Genomic DNA, 16132 nt, shown 5'->3' on the forward strand with positions numbered 1-16132 from the left:
TCGAACTCAAAACGCGCCGCCGACCGCATGGCGGGCGACGAAATGGGCGGGCCCCACCTGGTGCAGCGGCGCGACCTGCGGTGCATCGCCAACCGCGCGCACCGGGCTCGCGATCTCGTCCGACAGCAGCTCGCGCGGGCGGCGCCGCGTCGGGTCGGCTACCGGCACCGCGGCCATCAGGCGCCGGGTGTAGGCATGCTGCGGATTCTCGAACACGTCGCGGCGCGGGCCGATCTCGACGATCTGCCCGAGGTACATCACCGCGACGCGGTGGCTGATGCGCTCCACCACCGCCATGTCGTGCGAGATGAACAGGTAGGCCATGCCGAACTCCTGCTGTAGGTCGAGCATCAGGTTGACGATCTGCGCGCGGATCGACACATCGAGCGCCGACACCGCCTCGTCGGCGATCACCACCTTCGGGTTCAGCGCGAGTGCGCGCGCGATCGCGATGCGCTGCCGCTGGCCACCGGAGAACTCGTGCGGGTAGCGGTTGGCCGCCTCGGCCGGCAGGCCCACCTTCTCGAGCAGCCAGCGCACGCGCTCTTCGGCCTGCTTCTGCGGCATCAGCTTGTGGATCAGCAGCGGCTCGATCACGCTGTAGCCGACGGTCAGGCGCGGGTCGAGCGACGCGTACGGGTCCTGGAACACGAACTGGATGTCGCGGCGCAGCGCCTGCAAGGCGGCGCCCTCCAGCGGCGCGATGTCGCGCCCGGCCACCTCGACGCGGCCGGCCAGCGGTGCCACGAGCCGCGCGAGCGAGCGGCCGGTGGTCGACTTGCCGCAGCCCGATTCGCCGACCAGCGCCAGCGTCTCGCCGGCCTTCAGCTCGAAGCTGATCTGCTCGACCGCATGCACCTGGCGCTTCACGCGGCCGAGGATGCCGCTGCGCAGCGGGAAGCGGGTCACGAGGCCCTGCACCGACAGCACCGGCGGCAGGTCGGCGCGCACGCTGTCGGGCATCGTGACCTGGTGCGTGGCGGCAACGACCTCGTCGCCCGGCAACGCGAACCGCGCCGGCAGGTCCTGGCCGTGCATCGCGCCGAGCTGCGGCACCGCTGCCAGCAGCGCCTTGGTGTACGGCTGCTGCGGCTGCGCGAACAGCGCGCGGCAGTCGCCGTCTTCGATCTTGTCGCCGCGGCGCATCACCAGCACGCGGTCGGCGATCTCGGCGACCACGCCCATGTCGTGGGTGATGAAGATCACGCCCATCGACAGCTCGTGCTGCAGCTGCTGGATCAGCGCGAGGATCTGCGCCTGGATCGTCACGTCGAGCGCGGTGGTCGGCTCGTCGGCGATCAGCAGCGTCGGCCGGCAGGCCAGCGCCATCGCGATCATCACGCGCTGGCGCATGCCGCCCGACAGCTGGTGCGGGTGCCGGCCCAGCACCTCGCGTGCCTCCGGGATGCGCACCAGGTCGAACAGGCGCAGCGCCTCGGCCATCGCCTCGCGCTGCGAGCGGCCCTGGTGCAGGCGGATCGATTCGGCCACCTGCTGGCCGACGGTGAAGACCGGGTTTAGCGAGGTCATCGGCTCCTGGAAGACCATCGCGAGGTCGGCGCCGCGCAGCGAACGCATGCGGCGCGCATCGGCCTGCGCCAGGTCGACTCGCTCGCCGTCGCGGCGCGTCAGCCACATCTCGCCGCTGTCGATGCGGCCGCCGCCGTGCTCGACCAGCCGCATCAGCGCGAGCGACGACACCGACTTGCCCGAGCCGGATTCACCGACGATCGCGAGCGTCTCGCCGGCGTCGACATGGAAATCGAGCGCACGCACCGCCTGCAGCCGTCCGCCTTCGACGGCGAAGCTGACGCTGAGGTTGCGCACGTCGAGCACGCGGCGCGGTGGGGTGCTGGTCATTGTTCGGGGCCGGCTTCGTCGGCGTAGATGGCGGACACCGGCGCTTCGCCGACACGGGCCCAGCCGCGGTACATGCCTTCGGTGTTGAACGGCAGCGCGACGTTGCCGCGCGCATCGACGGCGATCAGCCCGCCGCGGCCGCCGAGCGGCGGCAGCTTGTCCATCACGACGCGCTTCGCCGCGAAGCGCAGCGGCAACCCGACGTACTCGACCAGCGCCGACACGTCGTAGGCCGCGAGACCGCGCATGAAGGCCTCGCCGACGCCGGTGCACGACACCGCGACGGTGCGGTCGTTCGCATAGCAGCCGGCGCCGACCAGCGGCGAATCGCCGACGCGGCCGGGGCGCTTGTTCGTCATGCCGCCGGTGGAGGTGGCGGCCGCCAAGTGGCCGTGCGCATCGAGCGCGACCGCGCCGACGGTGCCGAACTTGTCGCGCTCGTCGAGCGGCGCGGGGACCGTGGGCGCCAGCTGGCTCGCGCCGTCGTGATCGAGCGCGGTGCTGTCGGTGGCCTGCATCGCGTGCAGTTGCGCCAGACGCTCCGGTGTGTCGAACCACTCGGGCGCGACCGTCTCGCAGCCGTGCTCGGCCGCGAAGCGCTCGGCGCCGTCGCCGATCAGCAGCACCGGGCCGCCGGCTTCCCCCGCCTCCATCACCGCGCGCGCCGCGAGGATCGGGTTGCGCAGCGTGCGCACGCCGGCCACCGCGCCGGCCGCGAGGTCGCTGCCGCGCATCACGCAGGCATCGAGCTCGTGGCGGGCGTCAGCGGTGTAGACCGCGCCGCGGCCGGCGTTGAACAGCGGGCATTCCTCGAGCTGGCGCACCGCTTCGGTGACGACGTCGATCGCGGCGGCGCCGTCGGCGAGCGAGGCCTGTGCGCTGCGCAGGATCTCGTCGAGCGCGGCGCGGTAGCGGGCTTGCTGCTCCGGCGAGATCGATGCGCGTGACAAGGTACCTGCACCGCCATGGATCGCGATCACCGCCGGCGTCGTGGAAAAACTCATCGCACGCTCCCCGGGGTGACCTGCAGCCACGGCAGCACGCCGCGGGCCATTTCTTCGGCGCGCTGCACGGCGCCTTCGGTGCGGTGCGCGAGGGCCGCGACCAGCGCTTCCAGCAGCGCGAGCACGGTGGCGTTCGAGGTCGGCGCGACCTGGCGGCTGACGTGCGCATACAGCGTCACATCGGCCAGCGGCACCAGCGGCGACGATGGCTCGTCGGTCAGCGCCAGCACCTTGACGCCGCGCTCGCGCGCCAGCCGCGTCAGCGCGACGGTGTCTTCGACGTAGCGCGGAAAGGCCAGCGCGATCAGCAGGTCGCGCGGCCCGCGCTTGACCAGCTGGCGCGCCGCATGCGAGGGCCCGCCCGCCTGCGCGAGGCTGCCGACGCGCGAGCACAGCGGCTCCAGCTCGTGCTGCAGCACGCCGGCCAGGTAGGCACTGCTGCCCCAACCGAGCGTCAGCACCTGGTCGGCCTCGGCGATCAGCGAGACGGCCTGCTCGCAAGGCTGGTGCTGCAAGGCCTGCAGCGTGTGTTCGAGGTTCGCCACCGTCTCGCGCAGCGAGGCGGCCATCGCCTGCTGCGTGCCGGTGGCGTGCTTCAGGTTGCTGCGCAGGCTCTCGACCGGCGCGAGGATGGCCTCGAAGCCGCGCGCCAGCTCGGCGCGGAACTGCGGGTAGCCGGCGAAGTTCAGAGCGCGGGCAAAGCGGTTGGCGGTGGCGATCGACACCGCCACCTCGCCGGCGAATTCATCGATGTTGAGCGTGGCCGCCCTGAAAGGGTGCGCGAGCACCGCCTGGCCCATGCGCTGCATCGCGGCGGGCATCGCCGGAATGCCGGCTGCCACCTGCTGCAGCACCGGCAGGCTGGCGAAGCGGCCGGTCCAGGCGGTGGAACGGGCAGTGGGAGACGTCACGGTCATGAAAACAGGGTTTCAGAAAACTTCGCGGACTGTAAAGCAACTTACAGGCCCGGCGGCTGAGGTCCACGAACTGCCGCCGGTCCTACACGGTGCGGCGACCGCGTCCGACTTGGCCGGCCACTGCGGGCGCCGATGATAAGCATCCCATCCAGGAGAACAACCATGAAGAAACTCATATCCATCCTCGCCCTGCTGTTCGCGGCCGGCACCGCCTTCGCGCAAGCCGGCACCGCCGTCAAGGAAGGCGCCAAGGCGACCGCCGAGACCGCCAAGCAAGGCACCGAGAACGTCAAGGGCGCCGTGACCGACGAGCCGTCGAGCACCGTGCACAAGACCAAGGCGAAGGTGCACAAGGCGAAGGCCAAGAGCCATGGCAAGAAGGCCAAGGCCGCCGCCAAGGAAACGGTTCAGTAAGAAGAGTTCAGTGAGCCTCGGCCGCGTCGCGCAACAGCGGCGCGGCGGGCTCGATGCCGACGTGCCACCACGCCGGCAACAGGCTGCGCACCTGCGCCTTGCCGAAGCGGTCGTCGATCAGGATCACCACGCCCTCGTCGCTGGTGGTCCGGATCACGCGACCCGCGGCCTGCACGACCTTCTGCAGCCCGGGGTAGAGGTACGCGTAGTCGTAGCCGGCCCCGAAGCGCTGCTCCATGCGCTCGCGCACGCACTCGTTCACCGGGTTGACCTGCGGCAATCCCAGCGTCGCGACGAAAGCCCCGATCAGGCGCCGCCCCGGCAGGTCGATGCCCTCGGCGAACGCGCCCCCCAGCACCGCGAAGCCGATGCCCTGCCCGTGCTCGGTGAAGCGCGCCAGGAACTGCTGGCGTGAGGCCTCGTCCATCGCGCGCGATTGCGACCACTGCGGCACGCCGGGGTGCGTGGCCTTGAGCAGTTCGGACACCTGCTGCAGGTAGTCGAAGCTGCTGAAGAACGCCATGTAGTTGCCGGGTGCGCGCTCGTATTGCCGCGCGATCAGCTCGACGATGGGCGCGAGCGACTGAGCCCGCTGCTGCCAACGGGTGGAGATGTGGCGCGCGATGCGCACCGACAGCTGCTTCGCCTCGAACGGCGACTCGACGTCGATCCACGCGGTGCGCTCGGGCAAGCCCAGCGTGTCTTCGTGGAAGCCCTGCGGCGTCAGCGTGGCCGAGAACAGCGTCGTCGTGTGCGCCGCCGCGAAACGCCCGCGCAGGTGCGGTGCCGGGATCAGGTTGCGCAGGCACAGCGTCGAGCGCACGCGGCTGCCGCGGCGTTCGGTGATGCTCACATCGACCTGCGAGTTCTCGTCCAGCAGCTCCAGCACGCGCATCACGTGCAGCGCATCGAAGTAGAAGCGCAGCAGCGGCGTGTCGTTCGGCGATTGCCCGTCGGCGAAGTGCTCGCCCAGCGCCGCGATCGCGTTCTGCAGCGCATCGCGCCAGGCCGCGGGCGGTTTCTCGTGCACCGTGAAATCGGTCGGCTGCGTCGCGTCCTGCGCCTTGTTCAGCGCGCTCCACGCGCGGTGCAGGCGGTCGAGCGCCGGCTTCACCGCGGGCGGCGCGGTGCTGCGCAGCGCGGCCACGTCGGCCTGCTGCAGCTCGGCCGAATACATCTTGCGGCCGCGTTCGAGCAGGTTGTGCGCCTCGTCGACCAGCACGCCGACGCGCCATTCGTTCGCGAGCGTCATCCCATGCAGCATCGCGCCGAGGTCGAACCAGTAGTTGTAGTCGCCGACCACCACGTCGCTCCAGCGCACCAGCTCCTGGCTCAGGTAGTAGGGGCAGACCTGGTGGGCCAGCGCGACCTCGCGCAGGCGCGCCTGGTCGAGCGGAGCGCCGTCGGCGGCAAGCGCTGCGCTGCGGGCGGCCGGCAACCGGTCGTAGAAGCCGCGCGCCAGCGGGCAAGACTCGCCGTGGCAGGCCTTGTCGGGGTGCTCGCAGGCCTTGTCGCGCGCGACCAGTTCCAGCACGCGCAGCGGTGGTGCATCGGCACGGCTGCTGATCAGCCGCAGCGCCTCGAGTGCGAGGCCGCGGCCGGGCGTCTTGGCCGCGAGGTAGAACAGCTTGTCGAGCCGCTGCGTCGGGCAGGCCTTCAACAACGGGAACAGCGTGCCGACCGTCTTGCCGATGCCGGTGGGCGCCTGCGCGAGCAGGCAGCGGCCGGTGCTGGCGGCGCGGTACACCGCCTCGGCCAGCGGGCGCTGGCCGGCACGGAACTCGGCGTGCGGGAAGCGCAGGCCCTGCAACGCCGCATCGCGGGCGCCGCGGTGCGCGAGTTCCTGGTCCGCCCAGGCCACGAAGCGCTCGCACTGCTGCTCGAAGAACTGCTGCAGCTCGGCCGCGCTGCAGGTCTCGCTGAACACCGTTTCCTGCTGCGTGCCGACGTCGTAGTAGACGAGCGCGACGCGCAGCTTGGGCAGCTCGAACTTCTGGCACAGCAGTGCGCCGTAAATCTTCGCCTGCGCCCAGTGCAGGTGGCGGTGGTTGGCCGGCTGGCGCGCGAGGTCGCCACGGTGCGTCTTGATCTCTTCGACGAGGCCCTGGTCCGGGTCGTAGCCGTCGGCGCGGCCGCGCACCCGCAGCGCGCCGTGCGTGCCGCTCAGGCTGACCTCGGCCTGGTAGCGCCCGCCCCGGCGCGACGCCACCATCGCATGCCCGGCGATGCCTTCCTGCGCCGACGGGCCGGGCGTGAAGCGCAGGTCGAGGTCGCCCTGCTTGGCCGTGAACTCGCACAGCTCGCGCACGGCGATGGTGTAGGTGGGGGTGTCGACGCTCATGTTCTCAGCGCGAGAGTGTCGCAGGCCTCGTTTTGTAGGGCGGGCGGGACCTTGCATCGGTGCGCAGGATCGCGGTCGCCTGCTGCACGTGCGGCAGCGCGCGCACGAAGGTTTCGATGCGGGCGGCGTCGGCCTCGTCGCGCGAGCAACCTTCGACGTAGACGACGCGGCCCTGCACGGTGACCCACAGCGTCGTGTCGGGGAACGGGTTGCGCTCGCGCACGGCAGCCTGGATCGCTGACGCGATGTCGGCGTCGTAGGCATAGGCGTTCGGGCGGTCGCACTCCTTCGCGAGCCAGCAGGTCGTGCCTTTCTCGAGCCGGCGGTGCGCTTGCACGCGGCGGTCGGCCTCGTCGGTGAACGGGCCGGCGGGCAGCGGGCAGTCGGGCAGCGCGGCGGTGATCGGGAAGAACGGGTCGTTGAACCAGTTCTGCAGCGCGTCGGCCGGCTCGGCGGGGCTGCCGGTGGCGAACAGGAGGGCGGCCATGCCGATCAGGATGCGGTCCATCCCGCGATCGTAGGCCTTGTTGCCCGTATGCTGCCGCCTTGCGCATCGCGCGATGGAGGCGTCCCCGGTGGCCCAGCGCCTGTTCCTTCGACTCGACGAGGATCCCGTCCAGGGCCCGGAATCCGGCACGCCCGCGGCCAGCCTGCGCACACTGCCGCTGCCCGCGGCGCTGCGGCCCTTCGTCGCCCAGATGCTGCTGTACCGCGAGACCTTCGCGCCGGGCCACGAGGTCGTCGAACGCGTGATCCCCGACGGCGCGGTGCGCCTCGTCGTGCACTGGGGCGATGCGCCGGCCGCCGGCCCCGATGCGCGGCGCACCCTGCTCGCGATCGGCCCGTCGACGACGCCGGCCGTGCTGCGGCTGTCGGGCCGCATGGCCGGGCTCGCGATCACGCTGCGCCACGGTGCGGCCGCTGCGCTGCTCGGGCTGCCGGTCGGCGAGATCGCCGGGCTCGCGCTGCCGCTGCAGTCCCTGTGGCCGCGCGACAATGCCGAGGCCTTGTCCGCACTCGCCGACCTGGAAGACGACGCCAGCCGCGTGCGCCTCGTGCAGCAGGCGCTGCTGCAGCGGCTGCGCCATGCGTCCGTCGCCGAGCCGCGGCCGGCGGTGCACGCACTGCGCCTGTTGATGCAGGCCGGCGGGCGGCTGCCGGTGCCGGCGCTCGCCGCCGAGGTGGGCCTCGGCGAGCGCCGGCTGCAGCAGCTGTTCGACGCGCAGTTCGGGCTCTCGCCGCGCCGCTGGAGCCGGCTCTCGCGGCTGCACCGCTGCCTGCGCGAGCTGCGCGCACAACCGCAGCGCAGCTGGGCCGAGGTCGCGCTCGACGGCGGCTTCTTCGACCAGTCGCACCTCGCCAACGAGTTCCGCGCGCTGTGCGGCTGCACGCCGGCCGAGTACCGGCGCCTCGCGGTTTCGGAATCTTCCAAGACCGCCGGCTGACGACTGCGCAAGATGGCGCCATCGCACACAGGAGCCACCCGATGACGAACGACAAGACCCCTCGCCCGCTGCAAGGCCGCGTGGCCATCGTGACCGGCGCGAGCCGCGGCGCCGGGCGCGGCTGCGCGGTCGAGTTGGGCGCTGCCGGCGCCACCGTCTACGTGACCGGCCGCAGCACGCGCGCGCACCCCGCACAGAGCTACGGCCAGCTGCTCGGCCTGTCGGACATGACCGCCGTGCCCGGCAGCATCGACGACACCGCCGACGAGGTGACGCGCGCCGGCGGCCACGGCATCGCGGTGCGTTGCGACCACACGCAAGACGGCGAGGTGGCCGAGCTGTTCGCCCGCGTGCAACAGGAGCAAGGCCGCATCGACCTGCTGGTCAACAACGCCTGGGGCGGCCACGAAACCTTCGACGGCGTGTTCAACGCGCCGTTCTGGGAGCACCCGCTGGCCCACTGGGATTCGATGATCGACCGCGGCGTGCGCAACCACCTGCTGTCGAGCCGGCACGCTGCGCCGTTGATGGTGCGGCAGGGTCACGGACTGATCGTCACGACCACCTTCTGGGACCGCGGCCGCTACCTGCGCGGCAACCTGTTCTACGACCTCGCGAAGGCCGGCATGACGCGCCTCGCCTTCGGCATCGCCGAAGAACTGCGGCCGCACGGCGTGGCCTCGGTCGCGCTGTCACCCGGCTGGATGCGCACCGAGTTCGTGCTGGCCGGCCACCACACCGACGAGGCGCACTGGCACGAGCGGCCTGCCCTCGCGCGCACCGAATCGCCGCGCTACCTGGGCCGCGCCGTCGCGGCGCTGGCGGCCGACCCGCAGGTGATGCGCCGCAGCGGCCAGGTGCTGCGGGTGGGCGACCTGGCGCAGGACTACGGCTTCACCGACATCGACGGCCGACGCGTGCCGGCCTTCGAGATGGATGAAGCGTCGCCGTGAATCAGTGAGCCGGCACCGCGTCGCCTGAGCCCGCCGCGGCGCCGTTGTCGACCGCCGTCGGCGCCAGCAGCTTGCCGAACACCAGCTTGACCCCCAGCAGCACCACGCCGGCACCGCCGACCAGCGCCGCATGCAGGCCCCAGAACTGCTGCCCCGGCATCGTCTCGAGGAAGCCCGCCAGCCAGCCGACGAAGGTGTTGGCCAGGAACAGGTGCAGGTAGTAGGTGCCCATCATCAGCCCCTCGAGCTTGTGCGGCGCCGTGCGCGAGTACAGCGCCAGCCCCACCGGCATCACGTTCGCGAAGCCGATGTCGTTGAGCACCGCGTAGCCGATCGCCCAGCCGAAGCCGACCTTCTCGTGCGAATGCTCGACGATGCCGGAGGCGATCATCAGCAGCGCCGGGGCGGACGCGGCGATCAGCGAGCCGAGCGCCATCTTCGTGATCTCGTCGGGCTCGCGGCGACGCGTGGCCCACCAGCGCCAGAACGCGATCGAGCCGATCATCGCCGCGGTGCTGGCAATGGCGTCGATCGCCTGCAGCCAGGTCACCGGCACCGACCAGCCGAACAGCACCAGGTCCATGTGCTGCTGCGACCACAGCGGGAACGCGTTGTTGTACTGCTGGTTGCCGACGACCGTTCCCATCAGCACCGGGATCAGCGCGACCAGCAGCACCAGCCTGCCCTTCTCGGTGCCGGTCATGCCGGCGCGCGGCAGCGCGGCGGCCTTCTCGGCGCGGCGCTCGCGAAGCGGCTCGGGCGGCAGGTGGCGGCGGCCCGCGAGGTACACGAACAGGCCGATCACCATGCCGACGCCGGCGGCACCGAAGCCCCAGTGCCAGGCCACCTTCTCGCCGAGCGTGCCGCAGACGATAGGTGCGAGGATCACCGCGATCTGCACCGCCAGCATGAAGATCTGGAACGCGCTCGCACGCCGCTTGTCGCCGGGCGCGTACAGGTCGCCGACCTGCGCCGCGATGTTGCCCTTGAAGCAGCCGACGCCGATCAACAGGCACAGCAGCGCGATGAAGAAGCTGGCCTCGAAGGCCATCAGGAAGTGGCCGGTGGCCATCAGCACCGCACCGATCACGACGGTCCTGGTGCGGCCGAGCACGCGGTCGGCCAGCAGGCCCCCGAACAGCGGCGTCAGGTAGACGAAGCCCGCATAGAGCCCGAACACGACGGACGCGAGCTGCTGCGGCGAGCGCGGGCCGGTGACGTTCTCGATCGCGCCGCGCACCGCGTCGATGCCGGCGACGTGGCCGATGTTCTCGGGCAGGAACAGGTAGTTGGTGAGGTACAGGACCAGCAGGGCCTGCATGCCGTAGTACGAGAAACGTTCCCAGAGCTCGCAGAAAGCGAGCCAGCCGAGGCCGGCGGGGTGGCCGAAGAAGGCACGGTCGTTGGAGGCGGAGGTGGACACGGGTAGTGGCTTCCGAAAGAAATTGGGTAATCCGCGACTGTCGCTGAAATGGCCGGGCGGCACAACTCGCGGTGACCCGGGATGCTCAGCGCGCGGCTTCGTACAGCTCCAGCGGCAATCCGTCCGGATCGGCGAAGAACACGAAGCGCCGGCCGGTGTACTCGTCGACGCGGATGTCTTCCACCGCGACGCCCTTGCCTTCGAGCGTGGCCTTGCACTGCGCGACGTCGTCGACCTCGAACGCCAGGTGGCGCAGGCCGCGCGCCTCGGGGTACGACGGCCGCGGCGGGGCGCCCTCGAACGAGAACAGCTCGACCTGCGAGCCGTCGGGCAGCGCGAGGTCGAGCTTGTACGAGTTGCGCTGCGCGCGGAAGTGCTCGGCGAGCACCGCGAGCCCGAGCGTCTCGGTGTAGAAGCGCTTCGAGGCCGGGTAGTCGGAGCAGATGATGGCGGCGTGGTGGATGCGGAGCAGCATCGGGCGATTGTCGCGGCTCTCTACAATGCGGCCCCCTTTCGCCTCAGATCGAACCCGCGCCCATGGACCTCGTCGTCAACGAAGAACTCAAAGCCTACATCGACCCGTTGACGCCCGACGAACACGATGCGCTGGAACGCAGCATCCTCGCCGAGGGCTGCCGCGATGCGCTGGTGCTGTGGGGCGACATGCTCGTCGACGGGCACAACCGCTACGGCATCTGCCGCCAACACGGGCTGCCGTTCCAGACGGTGCAGAGCACGCGCTTCCAGTCGATGGAAGACGTGCACCTGTGGATGATCGACCAGCACCTCGGCCGGCGCAGCCTGTCGGACTACCAGCGCGGTGTGCTCGCGCTGCGCAAGCGCGAGATCGTCGCCGGGCAGCGCGCTCGGCGCCTGGCCGAGCCGGCCGAAGGCGCCCCTTCTACGCCGGCCGGCCAGGCACCCACGCTCGACACCCGCGAGGCGCTCGCGAAGGCGGCCCGCATCAGCAGCAACCAGGTCGTGCTGATCGAGAAGATCCGCAAGCAGGCGGCGCCCGAGCTGGTCGAGGCCATCAAGGCCGGCACGATCTCGATCAACGCCGCGGCGGCCGTCTCGAGCCTGCCGGCCGCGGAGCAGGTCGCTGCGGCGGCGGCCGGCAAGGACGAGCTGAAGCAGGCCGCGAAGCGGGCGCGCGATTCACGCCGCAGGGCGCCGGCTGATGAAGGCACGGCAGAAGCGCAGCCACAGGCCCAGTCCCAAGAAGCTTCGACCAACAGCGCCGACACGGTCGATGCGCTGCGCCAGCGCGTCACCGTGCTGACCGCCGAGAACGCCGCGCTGAAGCTGAAGATCGCCGACCTGCACGCCCAGCTTCGCGCCAACGCCGGCGAGGCCGACACCGCGCCGTTCTGATCCACGGTATAGTTTCCGGATGATGGATACACATATGTGTATCCACGAACCGGAGCTGCCGATGAACACCAAAGACGCCGGGATGCGGATCCGCATCGAGCGCGACCTGCGCGATGCCTTCGTGCAGGCCTGCCAATCCCAGGGGCTGGCCGCCTCGGAGGTGCTGCGCGACTTCATGCGCAGCTTCGCCGCCAAGCACTCCGCCGAGCAGGCGCAGTTGTTCGGGCAGTCCCCCAAGCCCGAGCGGCCCTGAAGGAGCGGCCGATGATCGTCCTGAAGGACACCCAGGCGAAGCTGCTGGCCGCGCTGCAGTCGGTCTGCGGCATCGTCGAGCGGCGCCACACGCTGCCGATCCTCGCGAACGTGCTGATCCGCAAGACCGGCACCACAATCGCGTTCACCACCTCGGACCTCGACATCGAGGTCGGCCACCGCGTCGAGCTGGGTGGCGATGCCGGCGACTTCGCCACCACCGTGTCGGCCCGCAAGCTGGTCGACATCCTGAAGGCGATGCCGCCCGACCAGGTCGTCACGCTGACGGCCGAGCCCGGCCGGCTGCGGCTGCAGGGCGGACGCAGCCGCTTCATGCTGCACACGCTGCCGGCAGAGCAGTTCCCGCTGGTCGCGCGCGCCCCGCATGCCACCGCGTTGCAGTTGCCGCAGGGCGTGCTGAAGTCGCTGGTCGACCAGGTGAGCTTCGCGATGGCCACGCACGACATCCGCTACTTTCTGAACGGTGTGCTGTTCAACACCGACGGCCGCCTCGTGCGGCTCGTCGCGACCGACGGCAACCGGCTCGCGCTGGCCGAGGCCACGATCGATGCCGAGCTGCCAGCGCAGCAGGTGATCCTGCCGCGCAAGGCGGTGCACGAGCTGCAGCGCCACCTGCGCGAAGGCAGCGACGACGCTGCCACCGTCGAGATCCGGCTCGCCCCGGCACAGGCCGGCTTCGAGCTCAACGGCATCAGCTTCGTCACCAAGCTGATCGAGGGCCGCTACCCCGACTTCAAGCGCGTGGTCCCGAACGCCAACCCGCATGCCGTGACACTCGGCCGCGCCGCGCTGCTCGAATGCCTGCAGCGCGCCTCGCTGATGACCAGCGACAAGTTCCGCGGCATCCGCCTGAGCCTCGCGGCGGGCGCGATGCGCATCGTGTCGAGCAATGCCGAGCGCGAGGAGGCCGACGAAGATCTGGACGTCGACTACGGCGGCGTGCCCCTTGAGATCGGCTTCAACGTGACCTACCTGACCGAAGTGCTCGGCGAGACCGATGCCGAGATGGTGACGATGGCGCTGCAGGACGCCGGCTCGGCGGTGCTGTTCACCTTTCCGCAGCGCAGCGGCTTCAAGTACGTCGTCAGCCCGATGCGGCTCTGACGCGGACCTTGACGTGAATCGCGGGGTCCCGATCGATAGTTTTTTACCATCGACTTGATTCAGTCAATTAATCCCGCAAATGCTGCAGTGCGGTCAAAATTCGCTTCGCCAGTTCGCTTTTTTCATCCAACCAAGCACACCAAGGAAATCAAACGATGTCGCTGATCAACACCCAAGTCCAGCCGTTCAAGGTCGAAGCCTTCCACAACGGCAAGTTCATCGAGGTCACCGAAGCCAGCCTGAAGGGCAAGTGGTCGACCCTGATCTTCATGCCGGCCGCATTCACCTTCAACTGCCCGACCGAAGTCGAAGACGCGGCCGACAACTACGCCGAGTTCCAGAAGCTGGGCACCGAGGTCTACATCGTCACGACCGACACGCACTTCGCGCACAAGGTGTGGCATGAAACCTCGCCGGCCGTCGGCAAGGCCAAGTTCCCGCTGATCGGCGACCCGACGCACAAGCTGACGCGCGCATTCGGCGTGCACATCGAAGAAGAAGGCCTGGCACTGCGCGGCACCTTCGTCATCAACCCCGATGGCGTCATCAAGACCGCGGAAGTGCACGACAACGCGATCGCGCGTGACGTGAAGGAAACGTTGCGCAAGCTGAAGGCCGCGCAGTACGTCGCCAAGAACCCTGGCCAGGTCTGCCCGGCCAAGTGGAACGAAGGCGCCGCCACGCTGACGCCGTCGCTCGACCTCGTCGGCAAGATCTAAGACCTCTCTCTCGCTTTTCCCCTGTTATGCCGCTCTGCGGCCCCGCCTTCGGGCGGGGCGCTGGGCGGAGCTCTACCCGAACACAACAAACACAAGGACCGATCACATGTTGGACGCCACCCTCCAGGCCCAGCTCAAGGGCTACCTGCAACGCCTGACGCAGCCGGTTGAACTGGTGGCGTCGCTCGATGATCGCCCTGCCTCGGCCGAGATGCGCGAGCTGCTGCAAGAGATCGCCGGCCTGAGCGAGCTGGTGAGCCTGCGCGTGGACGGCACCGACGAGCGCCGTCCGTCGTTCAACATCAGCCGTGCCGGTGCCGGCATGGGCGTGCGCTTCGCCGCGATCCCGATGGGCCACGAGTTCACATCGCTGGTGCTGGCCCTGCTGCAGGCCGGCGGCCACCCGCCGAAGGTCGAGGCCGAGGTGATCGAGCAGATCAAGTCGCTGACCCGCGACGACGGCGGCGATTTCGTGTTCGAGACCTACATGTCGCTGACCTGCCACAACTGCCCCGACGTCGTGCAGGCGCTGAACCTGATGGCGGTGCTGAACCCGCGCATCAAGCACGTCGCGATCGACGGCGGGCTGTTCCAGGGTGAGGTCGAAGGCCGCCAGATCATGGCCGTGCCGACCGTCTACCTGAACGGCGAGGTGTTCGGCTCGGGCCGCATGGAGGTCTCGGAGATCCTGACCAAGGTCGACACCGGTGCTTCGGCGCGCGTCGCGGCCAAGCTGGGCCAGAAGGACGCGTTCGACGTGCTGATCGTCGGCGGCGGCCCGGCCGGCGCGGCGGCGGCCGTGTATGCGGCGCGCAAGGGCATCCGCACCGGCATCGTCGCCGAGCGCTTCGGCGGCCAGACGCTGGACACGCTGGGCATCGAGAACTACGTGTCGATCCTCGAGACGCAAGGCCCGAAGTTCGCGGCCGCGCTGGAAGCGCATGCACGCGTCTACGAGGTCGACATCATGAACGGCCAGCGCGTCGCGAGCCTGGAGCCGGCGGCGCAGCCGGGCGGCGAGATCACCGTGACGCTGGAGAACGGCGCGGCGCTGAAGAGCCGCAGCGTGATCCTGTCGACCGGCGCGCGCTGGCGCAACGTGAACGTGCCCGGCGAGGCCGAGTACAAGAACAAGGGCGTGGCCTATTGCCCGCACTGCGACGGCCCGCTGTTCAAGGGCAAGCCGGTGGCGGTGATCGGCGGCGGCAACTCGGGTGTCGAGGCCGCGATCGACCTGGCCGGGCTGGTGGCGCACGTCACCGTGGTGGAGTTCGCCGACACGCTGAAGGCCGATGCGGTGCTGGTGAAGAAGCTGCACAGCCTGCCGAACGTGACGGTGCACACCAACGCGCAGACGACCGAGATCACCGGCGACGGGCAGAAGGTGAACGGCCTGGTCTTCAAGGACCGCGCGACGGGTGCCGAGCACCGCGTGGAGCTGGCGGGAGTGTTCGTGCAGATCGGGCTGGTGCCCAACACCGAGTTCCTGAAGGGCACGCTGGAGCTGAGCAAGTACGGCGAGATCATCGTCGACGCGCGTGGCGCGACGAACCAGCCGGGCGTGTTCGCGGCGGGTGACGCGACGACGGTGCCGTTCAAGCAGATCATCATCGCCGCGGGCGATGGGGCGAAGGCGGCGCTGTCGGCGTTCGATCACCTGATCCGCACGCCGGTGGCGGCTTGAGGTAGGCGGACGGGAGTCTGAGCGAACAAAACCCCCCCGTTCGCCCTGAGCATGTCGAAGGGCCTGCTCGCATGGCACCAAGGCTTCGACAAGCTCAGCCCGAACGGGTCACGTCCGTTCGACGGATCCACCACTCCCCCGTTCGCCCTGAGCCTGTCGAAGGGCCTGCTTGCATGGCACCAAGGCTTCGACAAGCTCAGCCCGAACGGGGGTTGGTGTCGGCCCGACTGGGGGTTGATGTCAATCCGAACAGTGGTTGGCGCGCATCGGTTCACCCTGCATGGCTGCCGTGCTTAACGACCTGCCACCCCTGCGTTGACGACAGCCGCAGCGTGACCCGCAACGGGCAGGCGCCGTCGAACTCCATCTGCAATTCCGGCACCTCGACACCGCGCCCCGACACCCAGCGCCGCAGGCGGTTGCCGTTCGTCTGGAACGGCGCGATGCCAACCAGGCGATCGACGCGGCAGCCCTCGCCGCGCGCATTCAACTGATCCACGAAGGCCTGCGCCACCGCGATGGCCTCGTCGGGCCGGTGCTCGGCCTTCAGCCATGCGAAGCCGGCAATGGCCGGACCCACGATGGCGGCTATAGCCAACGCCGCGAGGCGGCTGCGTCGAG

Annotated in this window: 16 protein-coding genes; 8 read left to right on the top strand and 8 right to left on the bottom strand. The window is 70.0% G+C overall.

What is annotated here, in order from left to right; genetic code table 11:
* Positions 1-6: 6 nt before the first annotated feature.
* From BUE42_RS08460 to BUE42_RS08470, 3 genes are read right to left on the bottom strand one after another with little or no spacing between them, the layout of a single operon-like run.
* Positions 7-1860 (bottom strand): dipeptide ABC transporter ATP-binding protein, encoded by a 1854-nt coding sequence (locus BUE42_RS08460; protein ID WP_073464204.1) that lies wholly within the window; start codon positions 1858-1860, stop codon positions 7-9.
* Positions 1857-2864, bottom strand: a complete 1008-nt coding sequence (locus BUE42_RS08465) for an isoaspartyl peptidase/L-asparaginase family protein (RefSeq protein ID WP_073464206.1) — start codon at positions 2862-2864, stop codon at positions 1857-1859. Before BUE42_RS08465 ends, BUE42_RS08460 begins: the two co-directional genes overlap by 4 nt.
* The gene (locus BUE42_RS08470; protein ID WP_073464208.1) at positions 2861-3781 is read right to left on the bottom strand and encodes a MurR/RpiR family transcriptional regulator; all 921 of its coding nucleotides are present in this window, start codon (positions 3779-3781) and stop codon (positions 2861-2863) included. Before BUE42_RS08470 ends, BUE42_RS08465 begins: the two co-directional genes overlap by 4 nt.
* Positions 3782-3943: 162 nt before the next feature.
* On the opposite strand from BUE42_RS08470, the gene BUE42_RS08475 reads away from it, so the two are divergent.
* Positions 3944-4195 (top strand): hypothetical protein, encoded by a 252-nt coding sequence (locus BUE42_RS08475; protein WP_073464210.1) that lies wholly within the window; start codon positions 3944-3946, stop codon positions 4193-4195.
* A 7-nt stretch (positions 4196-4202) separates the two neighbouring features.
* Here BUE42_RS08475 and BUE42_RS08480 read toward each other — a convergent pair whose 3' ends face one another.
* Complete coding sequence (locus tag BUE42_RS08480; protein ID WP_073464212.1) at positions 4203-6536, bottom strand: ATP-dependent DNA helicase; 2334 nt, start codon at positions 6534-6536, stop codon at positions 4203-4205.
* A 4-nt stretch (positions 6537-6540) separates the two neighbouring features.
* Positions 6541-7044 carry a BON domain-containing protein gene (locus BUE42_RS08485; protein WP_073464214.1) on the bottom strand — a complete coding sequence of 168 codons (504 nt, stop codon included), beginning with the start codon at positions 7042-7044 and terminating at the stop codon, positions 6541-6543.
* A 52-nt stretch (positions 7045-7096) separates the two neighbouring features.
* On the opposite strand from BUE42_RS08485, the gene BUE42_RS08490 reads away from it, so the two are divergent.
* Both BUE42_RS08490 and BUE42_RS08495 read left to right on the top strand, forming a co-directional pair.
* Positions 7097-7981, top strand: coding sequence for an AraC family transcriptional regulator (locus tag BUE42_RS08490; protein ID WP_235002198.1), 885 nt, complete (start codon positions 7097-7099; stop codon positions 7979-7981).
* 41 nt (positions 7982-8022) lie between these two features.
* Positions 8023-8934: an SDR family oxidoreductase gene (locus BUE42_RS08495; protein ID WP_073464216.1), complete on the top strand. Its 912-nt coding sequence runs from the start codon at positions 8023-8025 to the stop codon at positions 8932-8934.
* A 1-nt stretch (position 8935) separates the two neighbouring features.
* Here the strand turns inward: BUE42_RS08495 and BUE42_RS08500 are convergent, their stop codons facing one another.
* Together BUE42_RS08500 and BUE42_RS08505 are read right to left on the bottom strand one after the other, a co-directional pair.
* Positions 8936-10357: a peptide MFS transporter gene (locus tag BUE42_RS08500; protein WP_073464218.1), complete on the bottom strand. Its 1422-nt coding sequence runs from the start codon at positions 10355-10357 to the stop codon at positions 8936-8938.
* A gap of 85 nt (positions 10358-10442) precedes the next feature.
* Positions 10443-10832: an SMU1112c/YaeR family gloxylase I-like metalloprotein gene (locus tag BUE42_RS08505; RefSeq protein WP_073464220.1), complete on the bottom strand. Its 390-nt coding sequence runs from the start codon at positions 10830-10832 to the stop codon at positions 10443-10445.
* 62 nt (positions 10833-10894) lie between these two features.
* On the opposite strand from BUE42_RS08505, the gene BUE42_RS08510 reads away from it, so the two are divergent.
* The 5 genes from BUE42_RS08510 to ahpF all read left to right on the top strand — a co-directional run bounded on the left by BUE42_RS08510 (position 10895) and on the right by ahpF (position 15511).
* Positions 10895-11731 carry a plasmid replication/partition related protein gene (locus BUE42_RS08510; protein ID WP_073464223.1) on the top strand — a complete coding sequence of 279 codons (837 nt, stop codon included), beginning with the start codon at positions 10895-10897 and terminating at the stop codon, positions 11729-11731.
* A 61-nt stretch (positions 11732-11792) separates the two neighbouring features.
* Entirely contained in the window at positions 11793-11984 is a 192-nt protein-coding gene (locus BUE42_RS32025; RefSeq protein WP_073464548.1) for a plasmid-related protein, read from the top strand.
* A gap of 11 nt (positions 11985-11995) precedes the next feature.
* The gene (gene dnaN, locus BUE42_RS08520; RefSeq protein ID WP_073464225.1) at positions 11996-13108 is read left to right on the top strand and encodes a DNA polymerase III subunit beta; all 1113 of its coding nucleotides are present in this window, start codon (positions 11996-11998) and stop codon (positions 13106-13108) included.
* A 155-nt stretch (positions 13109-13263) separates the two neighbouring features.
* A complete protein-coding gene (gene ahpC / locus BUE42_RS08525) occupies positions 13264-13827 on the top strand; it encodes an alkyl hydroperoxide reductase subunit C (protein WP_073464227.1) in 564 nt (187 codons plus the stop codon).
* A 106-nt stretch (positions 13828-13933) separates the two neighbouring features.
* Positions 13934-15511, top strand: coding sequence for an alkyl hydroperoxide reductase subunit F (ahpF, locus tag BUE42_RS08530; RefSeq protein ID WP_073464229.1), 1578 nt, complete (start codon positions 13934-13936; stop codon positions 15509-15511).
* A 271-nt stretch (positions 15512-15782) separates the two neighbouring features.
* Here ahpF and BUE42_RS08535 read toward each other — a convergent pair whose 3' ends face one another.
* On the bottom strand, positions 15783-16091 hold the full coding sequence (locus BUE42_RS08535) for a hypothetical protein (RefSeq protein ID WP_073464231.1): 309 nt from the start codon (positions 16089-16091) through the stop codon (positions 15783-15785).
* Between the last annotated feature and the right edge of the window lie 41 nt (positions 16092-16132).

It is taken from the genome of Rhizobacter sp. OV335 (assembly GCF_900142965.1).
Lineage (GTDB): Bacteria > Pseudomonadota > Gammaproteobacteria > Burkholderiales > Burkholderiaceae_C > Rhizobacter.

Bases quoted from the DNA above. Each gene is read 5' to 3' on its own strand.
- BUE42_RS08485 (WP_073464214.1), bottom strand. From the start codon at position 7,044: ATGGACCGCATCCTGATCGGCATGGCCGCCCTCCTGTTCGCCACCGGC.
- BUE42_RS08470 (WP_073464208.1), bottom strand. From the start codon at position 3,781: ATGACCGTGACGTCTCCCACTGCCCGTTCCACCGCCTGGACCGGCCGC.
- BUE42_RS08475 (WP_073464210.1), top strand. From the start codon at position 3,944: ATGAAGAAACTCATATCCATCCTCGCCCTGCTGTTCGCGGCCGGCACC.
- ahpC (WP_073464227.1), top strand. From the start codon at position 13,264: ATGTCGCTGATCAACACCCAAGTCCAGCCGTTCAAGGTCGAAGCCTTC.
- BUE42_RS08465 (WP_073464206.1), bottom strand. From the start codon at position 2,864: ATGAGTTTTTCCACGACGCCGGCGGTGATCGCGATCCATGGCGGTGCA.
- BUE42_RS08505 (WP_073464220.1), bottom strand. From the start codon at position 10,832: ATGCTGCTCCGCATCCACCACGCCGCCATCATCTGCTCCGACTACCCG.
- BUE42_RS08480 (WP_073464212.1), bottom strand. From the start codon at position 6,536: ATGAGCGTCGACACCCCCACCTACACCATCGCCGTGCGCGAGCTGTGC.
- BUE42_RS08460 (WP_073464204.1), bottom strand. From the start codon at position 1,860: ATGACCAGCACCCCACCGCGCCGCGTGCTCGACGTGCGCAACCTCAGC.
- BUE42_RS08495 (WP_073464216.1), top strand. From the start codon at position 8,023: ATGACGAACGACAAGACCCCTCGCCCGCTGCAAGGCCGCGTGGCCATC.
- ahpF (WP_073464229.1), top strand. From the start codon at position 13,934: ATGTTGGACGCCACCCTCCAGGCCCAGCTCAAGGGCTACCTGCAACGC.
- BUE42_RS32025 (WP_073464548.1), top strand. From the start codon at position 11,793: ATGAACACCAAAGACGCCGGGATGCGGATCCGCATCGAGCGCGACCTG.
- BUE42_RS08490 (WP_235002198.1), top strand. From the start codon at position 7,097: ATGGAGGCGTCCCCGGTGGCCCAGCGCCTGTTCCTTCGACTCGACGAG.
- dnaN (WP_073464225.1), top strand. From the start codon at position 11,996: ATGATCGTCCTGAAGGACACCCAGGCGAAGCTGCTGGCCGCGCTGCAG.
- BUE42_RS08510 (WP_073464223.1), top strand. From the start codon at position 10,895: ATGGACCTCGTCGTCAACGAAGAACTCAAAGCCTACATCGACCCGTTG.